Here is a 14,135-nt window from a genome sequence, read left to right as displayed (position 1 = left end):
GGACGACTGCCTGTACCAACGAGCTCCGTTGCTCCACGTTGAAAACCCGTCAACTCCCTTGCATGACCTGCAGAAACGCTAACTACCCGGCCTTGGAGGTTGATCCCTGGGGGTGGACACCGGGTTTCACGCGACGAGTGACAGCGTACGTGATGTGATCAATTGCTGTTCGTACTCGGCTGGCGAGAGGTAGCCGAGGGCTGAGTGGCGGCGGCGCCGGATGTAGTACGACAGCCATCTGAACAGTTCCAGCCGTGTCTGCGCCTTCGAGGTCCAGCGCCTTCCGTGCAGCAACTCGCGCTTGAGGCCCTGGAAGAACGATTCGGCGAGGGCGTTGTCATAACTTGAGCCGACGCGGCCCATGCTGCGGCGGATGCCGTGCCGACGGCAGACCTCGGCGAAGGCGGCCGATCCATATTGCGCGCCCCTGTCTGTGTGAAAGACGACGCCGTGGACCTGGCCGCCGCGGGCGGCCACGGCCATCTCGATCGCGTCGGTGACCAGCGAGGTGCGCATGTGGTCCGCGATCGACCAGCCGATCACGCGCCGCGAGCAGATGTCGATGACCGTGGCGAGATACAGCCAGGTCGAGCCGACGGCGACGTACGTTATGTCCCCGCACCACTTGATGTTGAGCATGTCCGCTGTGAAGTTACGCATCACCAGGTCCGGCACAGGCGGGGCCGTCTTGTCCTGAATGGTCGTACGCTTCTTGCGCCGCAGGTGCCGTCCGACGATGCGGTTGATCCTCATCAGTCTGCTCACGCGCTTGCGGTTGATCTTTCTCCCGCGGGAGCGGAGTTCGGCATGGACGCGCGGGGCGCCATAGGCGCCCGGGTGGTCGGCATGGTCGGATCTCCAACACTGTTCGCTCTTCCTCGACGGCTCGTTCGGCGCGGGCTTCTGCAGTGGCCTGGTGCTGGTAGTAGCCGGAGCGGGAGGCGCCCAGAATCCGGCAGATCCGCTTCACGCCGAAGTCGGCGCGCTTCTCGGAGATGAAGTCCCAGCGGCGGGAGCTCACTTCACCTCCCGGGCGAAATAGGCGGCTGCCCGGCGCAGGATCTCGCGCTCCAGCTGCCACTCTTTCTCCGCCTTCAGTAGCCGGGTGTTCTCCGCCCGCAACTGGGCCAGTTCCTCAGCCGGACTCGCGGCGCTCGGGCAGTTCCTGCGACTCGTTTTCCTTGCGGACTCATGTCCGCAGCGACTCGGCGGTGATGCCGAGGTCCGCCGCCAGCGCCGCGTATGTGCGCCTGTCGCCTGCGGCGCGGTAGAGCGCGACCGCGTCCTTCCTGAACTCTTCCGGATACGGAGACTTGCGTCCCACCTGGACATCCCTCCCTGGACCATCGGGATCCATTGTCAGGGTGTCCACTCCGAAGGATCAGCCTCAGCGGTGCCCGACCACCACAGCCAGACCGGCTTGTTTACCCCGCCGCTGGGAAGCTTCTCCACGACCAGGCGGATGACGGTTCCTTCGATGATGGGAAGCGGCCCCCCGTGGTCGATCCAGGCCGCCCGCCGGGTCAGCCGCGGGTGCAGCCGGTCCCATGCCTGTGCGGTCGCCTTCCCGTAGAGGCGGGTGCCGGTGACCGTTACTGCCTGCTCAGCGCTCCAAGTGGCGGGGTCGCCGAAGACGAACGACCCGCCGTGCTTGGGCGGCCGACCGCCCTTGGGGTCATAGACCCGCGGTGGTTTCGGCCGGCGCATGACCCGGTCGGAGCGAAGCCGGCCGAGGATCTGCACGGGCAGATCGTTCAGCAGGTGGGCGATGCGGGGTGCGTCGTAGCCGGCGTCCAGCACGACCAGGACCTCCGGGTCGCCCAGCTTCCACTGGCCAGCGGCGACGAGCCGCTCGACCAGTTCGCGGAGCTGGACCGTGGTCACCGCGGCGACGTCCGCGCCGGGCTCCAGGCGGACAGCGTCCAGCACCGCCGTCCACGACGTTCGGCCGGTCTCCAGCGCCGCTACGACCAAGTACGGCCAGCCGGGCACCATCTGGTGCTTGCCCTCCCCCCGACCGAACGCGTGGCAAAAGGACCGGCCAGCACATGTGTTGGCATCCGGCCGCAGCCAGGGCGAGACATCCGCAGCCAGCACGATCCGACCGTCCGCCGCCCTCGGCAACGGCATCCCGGCCAGCGCGTGACGCAGCCGGGAGATATCCATCCGTCCCTCGTTGAGGCCGCCATAGAGGGCGCCGTGGCCGCGGCGGTGTTCCGGCGCCAGCGCCAGGTCAACCAGCGTCCGCACCGGTCCGTCCGTGCACAACAACGCGTCGCATAACTCGAACAGCGCGTCGCGCCGCGCGGTCGGGCACGCGTACAACTCCGTCCGGAAGCATGACACTTCCGCGAACGCATCCCGCCGGACGCCCCGATACCCCAGACTCACGACCCCGGCCTTCGCGCTGGTTCCTCTACCTCTGTGACGGAGCACAGGATCAGACGAAGGCCGCCTTCACGTCCGCTGAACTGCGAAAACGCTGGCCAAGTTCGAGCCTCGTTCGACCCCAGACCATAGACGACAAGCTAAGGCCGTACCGGAGCCGACGGCACCACCCGCTCGAACAGTTCCCACGACTGGTCCGGGACCAGACGCTCCACGATCGTCACGGTCACAGACTACCCATCAAGCCAAATGAGACGATCTCTTAAAGATCAAGCTAGCAGGGTCCGGCCGACGGCCCTACGGTGTCACCGGCGAGGGGGCGGCTGCCCTGGAATCGGCGGCCTCCTTGTCGGAGTCGAGTACGTCCTCGCCGTAGAAACCCTGCAGCCAGTTGGCCTGGTAGATGGTGTCGAGGTAGCGCTCGCCGAGGTCCGGGCCGATGGCCACTGCGGTGAGTTCGTGCGCGTCGTGCCGGGCCATCCAGTCCGTTGCGGCGCTGATCACCGTGCCGGTGGAGCCGCCGAACAGGAATCCGCGCCTGGCCAGACGATGGCAGGCACGTACGGTGTCCGCCTCCTCGACACGAATCACCTCGTCGACATAGGACTCGTCGAGCAGCGGCGGGCGCATGCTCGTGCCCAGACCGGGAATCATCCGGCGGCCCGGCGAACCGCCGAAGGATGCCGAGCCGACGCTGTCCACCGCGATGATCCGCACCCGCCGGTGCCATCTCCGGAAGTAGCGCGCACAGCCCATCAGGGTCCCTGTGGTGCCGACTCCGACGAACAGCACGTCCAGCCGTGGGAACTGACGGGCGATCTCCGGCGCGGTCGTGCGGTAGTGCGCGTTCCAATTGCTCGGATTGGTGTACTGGCTGAGCCACACATACCGGTTGTCGGAGGCGCACAGCGCGCGGACGTGGTCCAGCCGTGCGCCGAGAAAACCGCCGTGGGCCTCCTGTTCGGCGATCACGTGCACCTGGCTGCCCAACGCCTCCATCATCATTCTGTTGGCCAGATTGACGCGGGCGTCCGTCACACACAGGAACCGGTAGCCCTTGCTTGCCGCGATCACGCTCAGCGCCACGCCGAGGTTTCCGGACGAGGACTCGACCAGGATCGATTTCGGCGTCAGGATTCCATCCCGCTCAGCATCCTCCACCATCTCGGTCGCGGCCTTCAACTTGATCGAGCCGGCGAAGTTGAAGCCCTCACACTTCAGGAAGAGCGAGTGCCCGAAGATCGACCGGAGGTCGACATAGAGGTCCTCTTCGTTGAAGGCGTAGGGAGCGGAAATGACGGGCACGATGGTCTCCTCTGTCTGGAGCAGAGCACTATCGGAACTTCCACCCGGCCGCGGGCGCGTTCCTCGCTTGTGCGGGCGAGACCCCGTGTCCAACCAGGCGGGAGAGGGCCCTGCGTCAGCGGCCGCTGTCTCATGTGTCAGGACCTGCTGCGACGTGACCGGTGGTCTCTCCTGGGATCAGCCTTGAAGGAGCCTCCTGGACTCTCGGCCTGCTCATCCGTACCGGCTCAGTTCGTGGAAGAAGTTGTCGACGACGTGCAACTCTCCGCGGCGAGCCACTTCGGTGTACACGTACTTGCCCACCGCGAGGTCGAGCACCCCGAGGCCGAAGGGCGAGAACACCACCGGCCGGTCCGTCGGCACCGTCACCCGCCCGGCCATCACGTCGTCCAACGTGCCGTGCATGAAGTCCCGGTTGCCTGTGAGTTGCTCGGCCAGATGCGGCGACGTGTCGGCCTTGAGGCAGTGCTCGACGTCATCGACGATGTTGGTCGAGGCAAGCAGGATCTCCGGCGCGAGGTCGCGCAGCGACACATGCAGCACCAGCGGGTTGTGTGCGAACCATGAAAGGTCACTGACGTGCGGCTGACCGGCGACCGTGGCGAAGACCACCAGGTCGCTGTTTCGGATCAACTGCTCGGCGCTGTCGTGCACGGTGATTCGGCCGCTGGTGCCCGACTGCTCCAGGTAGCAGCGGAAGCCTGCCGCGCTGTCGGCGGACAGGTCGTGTACGCCGATCTCGTCGAACGACCAGCCGGTACCGACCAGGAAGGTGTGGATGTAGCGGGCGATCAGGCCCACCCCGAAGAACCCGACGCGTGTCGGTCGCGATCGGTCGCGGCTGAGCCAGTCGGCCGCCGACGCCGCCGACGCGGCCGTCCGGGTGGCGCTGATGATCGAACTCTCCAGGCAGGCGAACGGGTAGCCGGTGTCATGGTCGTTGAGGATCAGCACGGCCGACGCCCTTGGGATGCCGGCCGTCACGTTCTTCGGGAAGCTGGAGATCCACTTCAGGCCGTCCACCCGTGTGTCCCCACCGATCGAGGCGGGCAGCGCGATGATCCGGGAGGACGGGCGGTCGGGGAAACGCAGGAAGTACGACGGCGGGTTCACCGAATCACCGGCGCCGTGCACCCGGTAGGTGGTCTCGACCAACTCCGTGATCCGCTTCTCGCATCCGTGGAGCGTCCGCCGGACCTGGGCACCGGAGATCACCGCGAACGGTGGCACGGTGATCGGTTCGACGCTTGCGGACTCTCTCGCGGTGGAATCGACAGTGGTCATCGCGTGGTCACCTCCACGGTCGGTGAACAGTCGGCCAGACGCACCGGTTCGGCCATGGCGACGAGCACCTCGCGCGGTCCCTCGAAGGGCTCCCTGCTGTGCGCGGTGCGGACGTTGTCGACGAGCATCAGGTCGCCGGCCTGCCACGGTTCGTGTGCGGTGTTCGCCTCGTAGACGCTGTTGAGCAGCTGGACGACGTCCTCGCCGATCGGATCGCCGTCGCCGAATCGGGTGTTGAACGGCAACCCGTCGGCGCCGTAGACGTCCACCAAGTACTCGTGCACCTCGGGGGCCATCGTCCACTCGTTGAGGAACGCGATCTGGTTGAACCAGCAGCGTCGGCCGGTGACCGGGTGGCGCACCACGGCGCTACGGCGCTGTCTGGTGCGCAGTCCACCGTCGGGCTGCCACTCGAACGCGATTGCGTTGGCGCGGCAGTAGCGCTCGACGGCGCCCCGGTCGTCAGTGCCGAAGGCCTCGGCGATGGACGCGCCGATCTCGTCGTTGTAGCTGCGGGTGAGCAGCCAGCCCTCGCGCTCGAACCGCTCGGTCAACTCGGTGGGCAGCGCGTCCAGCACGGTCGGTGAGTCGGCCACCGCGGTCGCCCCGCCGTCGGTGGGCGCGCTGAGACAGGCGAACATCATCAGGCCGGGGAACTCAAGCGTGTAGCTCAGTTCGTGGTGCATGCACATGGGCTGGTTCGGCGGCCACTTCGATGAGGAGTACAGCCCGTCGGGGTAGGCCTGCCGGGGTGCGAAGGCCTCCCGCTCGGTCATCAGACCGGTGGCCAGCTTTGAGAAGACGGCTCCGGTCTCGGCCGCATCGCGCAGCCCGAGGCCACGGACCAGAACCGAACCATGCTCGGCGACGACTGCGCGCAGCACGTCCCGGTGCTCGGCCGCCCAGGCCGGCGCGTCGCCAGTGGCCTCGGCCCGCACCCGTGGGGGTGCGCCGGAATTCAGTCCCCCGTCGACCAGCAACGCGGTGGATGTGAACGACATCTCGTTTTCCTTTCAGCCGATACTCAGGAAGAAGCGGACAATTCGGCGGAGTGCAGCACGGCCTTTGCTGCCTCGGCCGGACGGGTGCGCAGGAAGTAGTGGCCGCCGTCGGAGAGCTCGTGCAGGTCGACCTGCTCGGCCAGCAGCTGCCAGTCGAGGTACCGGCGCGGGTATTCCGCCGTGCTCGGGTCGTCCGCGGCAACGACCACGGTGACCGGCGCGGAGAGCTTCTGCGCCGGCGGGTGCTCCAGGACGTCGGCGAAGTAGTGGTGTGCGGAAACGCAGTCGTGCCGGTAGGCGGCGCCGACGTGCTCGGCGTGCTGCGCACTCAGCTCACCGAGCGAGGTGTGGCCGCCGTGCGTGCTCAGGCTCGCGGCGATCTCGGCGTTGCTCCGCCCGGTCAGCTCGGTGATGGTGGCGTGCCGGTCGTCGGCGTTCCCGAGCAGTTGCGCGCCGAGGAACACCCGTTGGACGTCCACTCCGCGCTCTCGCAGCTTTCTGGCCGTCTCCACGGCCAGCGCGGTTCCCGAGGAGTGGCCCCACAGCAGGACCCCGGTCAGGCCACGCCCGGTGATCTCGTCGACGACCTGCTCGACCACCTGGGTCATCGGCACGAGCGACTCGCTGTCGGCGGCCACGTCGTGACCGGGCAGCTCGACGGCGTAGACCGCCGGTCCACCGTCCGGCAGCGCTCCGGCCATCGGCTGGAAGTTCACCGCGTTGCCGCCGGCATAGGGGAAGCACACCAGGGCTGCGGTCTGCGCGCCGTCCGTTTCCGACAGCGGCTGAAGCAGCCCGGCACGCCGCACGGACCTGCCGTCGATCAGCCCGGCCAGATCGGCGAGGATCGGGTGACCGGTGACATCCTTGAGGGACACCGCACGGTCCAGGACGATGGCCAGCTTTACTGCCGACAGCGACGTGCCGCCCCGGTCGAAGAAGTGGTCCCGCCGTCCGACCTGGTCCTGCGGGATGCCGAGGACCTTCGCCCATGCGGCCGCCAACTGCTGTTCGGTCGGCGTATCCGGCGCGTGGTAGTCGTCCCGGACAACCTCGAGTTCTCCGGCGAGTGCCTGCAGGGTCCTTCTGTCGATCTTGCTGTTGGCCGTCAGCGGCAGAGCCTCCCGCCAGTGAAAGGCCGACGGGACCATGTACGCGGGCAGCGACTCACCGAGCCGGTCCGGCAGGACGTCGACCTCGAGCGGCCGCCGACCGGAGTAGAACGCCACCAGGTGCTTGCTCCGGTCGGCCCGCTCGGTGACCACGACCGCACCGTCGCGAACACCGGGCACCTGCAACAGAGTGTTCTCGATCTCGCCGATCTCGATCCGGAAGCCACGGATCTTCACCTGGGTGTCGCGGCGGCCGAGGAACTCCAGTTTTCCCTCGGGCGTCCAGCGGCCGTAGTCGCCGCCCCGGTAGAGGCGGGCGCCCTCACGGTGCGGATCGGCCAGGTAGGCCTGCCGGGTGCGCTCGGGGTCGTTGACGTATCCGCGGCCGACGCAGACGCCGGAGAAGACAATCAGGCCGGGGGCACCGAGCGGCACCGGGATCAGGTGCTCGTCGACGACATAGACGTGTGCGTTGTTGACCGCGGGACCCAGCAGGACCCGGTCTCCGTCGGGCACGCATTCCATGACCTCGTGGTTGGTGTCGTCCGAGGTCTCGGTCAGCCCGTAGGCGTTGACCAGCTTGATCCCGGGCTGGGCGGCGAACCAGCGCTGCACGAGCTCCTTCTTCAGAGCCTCGCCCGTGACCGACACGCACCGCAGGTCCGGCAGCTCGCGGGGGTGCTGCTTCAGCCAGGACACGACCACGTCCAGGTAGGAGGGGACGACCTGGAGGACGGCGACCCGGCCGCCGACGATCTTGTCGACGAACTGCTGGATGTTCAGGATCACCTCCTGCTCCACCAGTAGGGTCCGCCCCCCGACCAGGAGCCCGGACACCAACTGCCACAGCGAGATGTCGAAGCATTGGGGTGCGGTCTGGGCGATCACCTGTCCCTCGCCGATCTCCAGGTCGTCGATCTTGGCGTAGAGGTGGTTCAGCATGCCCGCGTGCTCGCACATCGCCCCCTTGGGCTCACCTGTGGAGCCGGAGGTGAAGTAGATGTAGGCGAGCTGGTCCGGTGCGATGCGGAGGCCCAGATCATCGTCGGCGTGGTCTTCCTCGTAGGCTGCGCGGACGAAGAGCTTTTGGACCCCGGACAGCGAGTCGAGGGCCGGGTCGAGCGTGGTAGTGCTGCCGGGTTCGGTCAGCACGAGCCCGCATGCGGCACGGGAGAGCATGGTCGCGAGACGGTCGGCCGGGAAATGCGGCTCGATGGGCAGATACACGCCGCCGGCCTTGAAAACCGCGAGGACGGCGGCCATCCAGTCCAGGTTGCGCTCGGTCACCACTGCGACGACACCTTCGGGGCGCAGCCCCCGCGCCAGCAGGGCTCGTCCCACCTGGTTGGCGCGTGCGTTGAGTTCCCGATACGTCAGTTGCTGCTCCCCATGCACCGCGGCAACGGCGTCCGGGTGTGCCGCCACCCGCTGCTCGAACAGTTCGTGGAACCGGTGGTCCGGCAGTTCCCGGCGTGGGCCGGCGAGTGATTCGAGCTGGAAATGGAGCTCCTCGGCGGAGAGCAGGTTCTGCCGCCCGTGCTCGGCGTCCGGATCGGCGGCGATCAGCGCGAGTGCGGTGAGGTGATAACCGGCGATCCTGACGGCGCAGTCCTCGTCGAGCGCGTCGGTCCGATAGCGCAGCCGCAGCACAAGATGGCGGCCGCGTTGCGAGAATCCCACCCACAGCATGGTGCTACCGGCGACTTCGCCGCCCACGCCGTGCGGATCGAACACAGCCTCGATCGACGGCTCTGCCAGGCCCAGTTCGCACCTGAGCTCATCGACCGGGTAGTCCTTGTGCCACAGCAGGTCCGACTTGACTCGATGAGCGTCCAGCAGCAGCGTCCGCCACGAGTCGGGCTCGGTCGTCAGCCGGCAGAGCAGCGGTCGGCCGCCCTCAGCGGTGACGTATCCGGTGGCGACCTCGTGCTCGCCGGACAGCGCGGCGAGCACCTTGGAGTGCGCTGCCAGCAGCACCGAGTCGAGTGGTACCGCCAGGTCTTCGGCCAGTCGGCCCAACGCCGCGACGACGTCGTCCGGGATCGGCGCCTCGTGTTCGCCGATGCCCTTCTCCGGATTGCGCGTCCACCGCGGGATTTCGGTGAATCCACCGGCGACGAGCACAGCGCGCCAGAACTCCCGGTCGGCCTGCGCTTGCATTCCCATCTGGTCGTCCCTCTCCATTCGCCTTCGCCATCGTGCTGTTCAGCGCCGACAAGGGCGGCGCTGCTATCCCTTTCGCGTCAGCGCCTCGGGCTGATGAGGGGCGACTCGCATCTCCGTGGCGGGATTTCCTCCCCAGCGTGCGTGCTCGGGGACCTCCTCGCCCTTCATGAGGAAGGAGTCGGGTGCGAGCACCGCGCCGGTGCCCATCGTCACGCCGTAATGGACATGGGCTCCCACGCCGATGGTGCAGCCGGCGCCGAGGGTGCTGCGATCGGATTTGAAGGTGCCGTCCTCCTGCGAGTGGCACTGGATCTTGCTTCCCGCATTCAGCGTGCAGTCGTTCCCGACGCTGGTGAGCGTCCGCTCCGTCATGTAGCAGCCGTCATCGAAGACCCTGCTGCCGATCCGGACACCCAGCATGCGCCAGATCACATTCTTGAAAGGGGTGCCGTTGAAGATGTTGAGGTAGATGTCGGGCACCTTCCAGAGGCGCTCATGCCACCAGAAGTATGGGTCGTAGATGGAGCACACCTGCGGTTGCAGCGCGCGGAATGCAGCGATGCCGCGTTCCACCAGTACGAAGTAGAGGGCGGTGAACCCGAGGCTGAGCACCAGGAACGCGGCGATCAGCACATGCCCGTAGGAGTCGTACAGCTCGGCGTTCGCCAGGCCGAGCATCGTGAGCACGAAGAAGTGCAGCCACCGCACGAGCAGGAAGAAGACCATCGAGCGGATGTTGTAGTGGTTCTTCGCGGCGAGGTTGCGGCGCAGCTCCTCGCCGGTGCGCAGATGGTCGAACCGGGAATCGCGCTCGACCGACCGGGGAATCTCGAAGCATGGTGAGCCGAGCAGGCCCACTCCCTCACGCACCTCGCCTTCGAGCGGAACCATCACCTTCGTCGCGAGGAGACAGTTCTCGCCCGTCCTGGCCCCCGAGGGATAGGCGATGTTGTTCCCGAGGAAGTTGTGTGACCCGATCGAGGCCCGGGACACCCGGAAGGACGTGCTCGAATATTCGGCGTTGATGACGGAGAGCCCATCGGCGACCATCGTCCCGCTCCCGACCGAGCACAGAAACGGGGTTTCGTGTTGCACTTCCGTGCCGAAGTTCGACCCGGTCTGCTCGACCCGGGACAAGTCGTACCCGATGCCGCGCAAGTAGTGGACGATGTAGGAGCTGTCCCCCAACAGCCATGTGAAGAACTTGATGTTGGTCATGCGCCCGATCGCCCGGTGTGCCGAGTAATGGAACCCGTACAGCGGATAGATCTTGTTGGGCTTGACGACCAGGTTCAGCAGGCGCGGAACGGTGAACATCACGGCCAGGCCCACGACGACGAAGCCGAAGAACAGCAGCAGGGAAAGGAGCAGCGCGTCGATGTAGAGATCCAGTGACGTGAGTTCCACCGTGCCCAGCCGGTTGTGCAGCGCCGGGACGAGGGCCACCAGCATGTACGCGCCCCCGACAGACAGTGGCACGTAGAGGAAGAACAGCTGAAGCACGGTGATGAGGCCGAAGCCGGCCCGGCGCAGCGTGCCGCATGCGGCCGGCCCGATCCTCAGGTAGTCGTGCTGCGTGAGCTGTGCCGGGGATCCGTGCCAGCTCTGACCGCCCGGGACCGCCTGGCCGCTGTACAGCGTGGACGTGTGGCCGAGTTGGGCCCCGTCGCCCATCGACGTGTCGATGTCGAGCACGGTCTTCTCGCCGATGAACACGTCCCGGCCGAGGGTGACCCGGCCAGTCTGGATACGCCCGGCGTGTGCCCGGTAGCAGAGGAAGAACGAGTCTTTGCGGATCACGGTGCCGGCGCCGACCGTGAGGAGGTCGGTGCATACCGGAACGTTACGGGAGAGGATCGTGACCCCTTTGCCGATCCGTGCGCCCAGCGCTCGCAGGTACAGCACGTACAAGGGATTGCCGACGAAGAAGATCATCGGGTTGGCGTGGATCAGCACTTTGACGGTCCAGAAGCGCAGATAGGTCAGACCCCAGACCGGGAAACTTCGTGATGTCCACCGGCCGATGAGGATCCATTTGGCTGCGATGGGGAAGGTGCACAGACCGACGAAGCTGACGCCTCCGAAGACGAACGATCGTAGGTAGATATCGATCACACCTGACCCGGCGGAGACCCATGCGTAGCCTCGGTTGGCAACAAGTCCGGCGAGGAACAAGTATCCCAGGAAAAGCAGGAACTGCAGGGTTCCGCAGAGGGCGTACCGCACAGTGCCGACTGGGGTCACCACCTCGGACGGCGCCGGGACTGCCGGCTCGACGGGGGCGGCGTTCGCGAGCCCCGTCGCCAGACTGCGGATCGTCGGGTGCCGGTAGATGTCCTTCATCGACGCCGAGGGAAGGTCCGCTCGCTTTCTGACTCGTGCGCAGAAATGAGCCATCACCAATGAGTTGGCGCCGAGGTCGTCGAAGAAGTGGCTGTCGATCGACACCCGTTCGAGGCACATGACGTCGGCCAGCACCTCGGCGAGGGTTTTCTCGATGCCGGTCTCCGGACTGGTGAACCTGCTTGTATCGATTGCGGATTCATCAGGTCCGGGCGTCAAGACGTCGCGGGATTTCTCCTCCATGCAGAGCTCCTTGAGGAACTTTCGAGTACCGTCGCCATTACGGTGGGCACTCCGTACTCGCGATTTTCGATGGCTGGAGCAAGTGGTCCGGGAATCACGAGGTCGGGTTCTGCTGTCCGGATCCCGAACCGCTGCCTCGGTCTTGGCTTTCCACCGTCGGGCTGCCACCCGAACTCGGTCGCATGGCCCAGCAGTGGCCCTCCCGGGTCACTCCTCGCCCAGGATCCTGCCCGGCGCGACGGCGATGAGTTACGCGTGGGCCTCGCCGTGCAGCGTGCGAGTGGTCCGTTCCTGATCCGGGAGGAGTTGCGCCAGGATATGGGGCGGTGACGGTGACCCCGACCGTTCCCATGCCCATGACCGAGGAGAAGACCGCCGTCATGCCGGTCGGGGATACCTGGGTGATACTGACGGCCAGTTTGCTGCCGAATTTCACCTTGGTCGTGTTGGGCAGGTTCGTTCCCGTGATGGTCACCATGGTTCCGCCGCCGGTGGAGCCCTGGTTGGGAGAGAGGCATGTACAACGCTCCTTGTTCTCCGATGGAAGATAGGGGGACCGGCGGAGCGCGCCCGGCCCAAGTGTTCGGCTTCCGCCGGAAAGGTCGGTTGTCGACGAAGTCAAGTGACGCCACGTGTGGCAGTACGCAGTTGTTGGCGCTGCCGAGAGTCCGGGGGCGCGGGCACATAAGGCTGGGACCCGGCCCCGGGCCCCAGCTGCCGGAACTTCTTCTCGAGCACGGAAAAGAACCGGCAAGCGCCGTCGGTTCTCAACTTCCTCGACTAGGGATATGCACCCGCCCGTTCACCATTTCAGTGACCCACAGGGAGATTTGAGGAGCAAGGCTCGCAACCGCGTATCACCCGAAGGTAGTAGTGGTCCGTCTTGTACGAGCGGATTTCACGCTCGGGTGGCTTGATACCGCCGGACGGCCACTACTGAACTTGAATGGGTGATGTCGGCCTGATCGTGTCAGCTGGTCAGGGTTAGGCCGGTGCCTATGAGGCAGCCGTCGATGAGGTGCGGTCGGTACTGGGTCTTCTTGAGGCTGCGCTTCACGGCGGCGGCGAGCTGGTCGAGGTTCGCGGCGGCGAGGTTGCCGATCGTCCGTTTCACCAGGGACCAGATGCCTTCCTGCGGGTTGAGGTCAGGTGCGTAGGACGGGAAATGGAAGACGGTCAGCCAGTCCTCGTTCGCGGCGATGAAGTCTTTCATCTGTGACATGAGATGGGTGCGCAGGTTGTCCCAGACCAGGACGATGGGGCCTTTGAGCTGGTTGTGCGCCCGCACGATGAGGTCGCGGTAGTCCTGCCAGGTGAATCCCTTGGGTTCGCCCTTTCGGCCCCGGTGGACGCGGAAGCTGTAGATCAGCCGGGACCGGTCTCCGAGGCGGAAGCAGACCATTCCCGCCATTGAAACCCGCCCCGAACCGCGGCCCCGGACGCGGACGACCGGAGTCCGGCCGACCCGGCCCCAGGACCTCGCGCGTGGCGGCCTCAGCGACTGACTGGCCTCGCCCTCGAAGACGATCCAGGCTCCGCGGGCCGCCGCCGTGCTTTTACCTGCGGCCACACCTCCTTCTTCCACAACTCCACTGCGTCGTCGTCACGTTCGATCGCTCTGCGGGCCGGCTGCTGCCAGGACCATCCATGACGCTTCAGCAGCCGCCATGTCCCCTCCACCGTGTAGCTGACGTGGAACAACCGTCCGATCAGAGTCTTCACCCGGGCCAGTGTCCACCGCTGTTCAGCCCAGCCATGAGCAAGCGGGCCACGCTCCAACTCCCTCTCCAGTTTTGCGATTTGGTCTGCCGAAAGCCTCGGGCGCCCTGGCGATCCCTTCGACCGGACACCCTCTCTGTGCTGACTGCGCAGCGTTGAACTCCGGCACTTGGCGCAGATCGGGGGGACGGTGTTCCTCACCTCCGGCGACTGCCGCCAGGTCCGGCGGGTTCCCGCGGAGCGACCATGGGCGGTGGCACGTAGTCACGCCCCCGCCGCCGCTCACACCGTGAACTCATCGCGCTCGTACCGGAGAGGGGGTGCTGCTGGTCGATCGTGTCGAACGGTTGCGCGAGGAGCTCGCCGAGATCGAGGTGGCCCGGCTGCAGGCGGCGGAGGTCGCATTCGGTCAGCAGGCCGAGGCGACGGACGGCGGCAGGCGGGGCGGTCCGGTGATGGAAGCCGGTCCGGTGGAGCCCGCCTCGCCGTTGGTGGAGGCGCCGAGGGCCGGTGGGATGAGCCTTCCACAGTGCCCACCCATGGACCCACACCCGCGCTGTTCTGCCGACGGTGA

At 66.5% G+C, this 14,135-nt stretch carries 6 protein-coding genes and 4 pseudogenes; all 10 read right to left on the bottom strand.

Annotated features, from left to right (window positions below):
* Nucleotides 1–126 precede the first annotated feature (126 nt).
* A pseudogene (locus tag ACZ68L_RS43030) lies at nucleotides 127–1,140 on the bottom strand (IS3 family transposase); the annotation flags it as partial.
* 51 nt (nucleotides 1,141–1,191) lie between these two features.
* Nucleotides 1,192–1,324: pseudogene (locus ACZ68L_RS43025) on the bottom strand (transposase); the annotation flags it as partial.
* 47 nt (nucleotides 1,325–1,371) lie between these two features.
* Nucleotides 1,372–2,391: pseudogene (locus ACZ68L_RS43020) on the bottom strand (transposase); the annotation flags it as partial.
* A 294-nt stretch (nucleotides 2,392–2,685) separates the two neighbouring features.
* Complete coding sequence (gene sbnA, locus ACZ68L_RS43015; protein WP_469589389.1) at nucleotides 2,686–3,693, bottom strand: 2,3-diaminopropionate biosynthesis protein SbnA; 1,008 nt, start codon at nucleotides 3,691–3,693, stop codon at nucleotides 2,686–2,688.
* A gap of 213 nt (nucleotides 3,694–3,906) precedes the next feature.
* A complete protein-coding gene (sbnB, locus tag ACZ68L_RS43010; RefSeq protein ID WP_469589383.1) occupies nucleotides 3,907–4,977 on the bottom strand; it encodes a 2,3-diaminopropionate biosynthesis protein SbnB in 1,071 nt (356 codons plus the stop codon).
* Entirely contained in the window at nucleotides 4,974–5,978 is a 1,005-nt protein-coding gene (locus ACZ68L_RS43005) for a TauD/TfdA family dioxygenase (RefSeq protein ID WP_469589381.1), read from the bottom strand. The genes sbnB and ACZ68L_RS43005 overlap by 4 nt, the downstream gene beginning before the upstream one ends.
* 23 nt (nucleotides 5,979–6,001) lie before the next feature.
* The gene (locus tag ACZ68L_RS43000) at nucleotides 6,002–9,256 is read right to left on the bottom strand and encodes a non-ribosomal peptide synthetase (protein WP_469589378.1); all 3,255 of its coding nucleotides are present in this window, start codon (nucleotides 9,254–9,256) and stop codon (nucleotides 6,002–6,004) included.
* A gap of 63 nt (nucleotides 9,257–9,319) precedes the next feature.
* Nucleotides 9,320–11,842, bottom strand: coding sequence for a Pls/PosA family non-ribosomal peptide synthetase (locus ACZ68L_RS42995; protein WP_469589375.1), 2,523 nt, complete (start codon nucleotides 11,840–11,842; stop codon nucleotides 9,320–9,322).
* 94 nt (nucleotides 11,843–11,936) lie between these two features.
* Entirely contained in the window at nucleotides 11,937–12,464 is a 528-nt protein-coding gene (locus tag ACZ68L_RS42990; protein WP_469589373.1) for an IPT/TIG domain-containing protein, read from the bottom strand.
* A 348-nt stretch (nucleotides 12,465–12,812) separates the two neighbouring features.
* Nucleotides 12,813–13,696, bottom strand: a pseudogene (locus ACZ68L_RS42985) (IS630 family transposase); the annotation flags it as partial.
* Between the last annotated feature and the right edge of the window lie 439 nt (nucleotides 13,697–14,135).

Source organism: Streptomyces sp. NPDC104309 (assembly GCF_055584025.1).
Note: the sequence above shows the minus strand (reverse complement) of the source record. Positions and strands in the feature narration are given on the sequence as shown.

Bases quoted from the DNA above. Each gene is read 5' to 3' on its own strand.
- ACZ68L_RS43005 (WP_469589381.1), bottom strand. From the start codon at position 5,978: ATGTCGTTCACATCCACCGCGTTGCTGGTCGACGGGGGACTGAATTCC.
- ACZ68L_RS43000 (WP_469589378.1), bottom strand. From the start codon at position 9,256: ATGGGAATGCAAGCGCAGGCCGACCGGGAGTTCTGGCGCGCTGTGCTC.
- ACZ68L_RS42995 (WP_469589375.1), bottom strand. From the start codon at position 11,842: ATGGAGGAGAAATCCCGCGACGTCTTGACGCCCGGACCTGATGAATCC.
- sbnB (WP_469589383.1), bottom strand. From the start codon at position 4,977: ATGACCACTGTCGATTCCACCGCGAGAGAGTCCGCAAGCGTCGAACCG.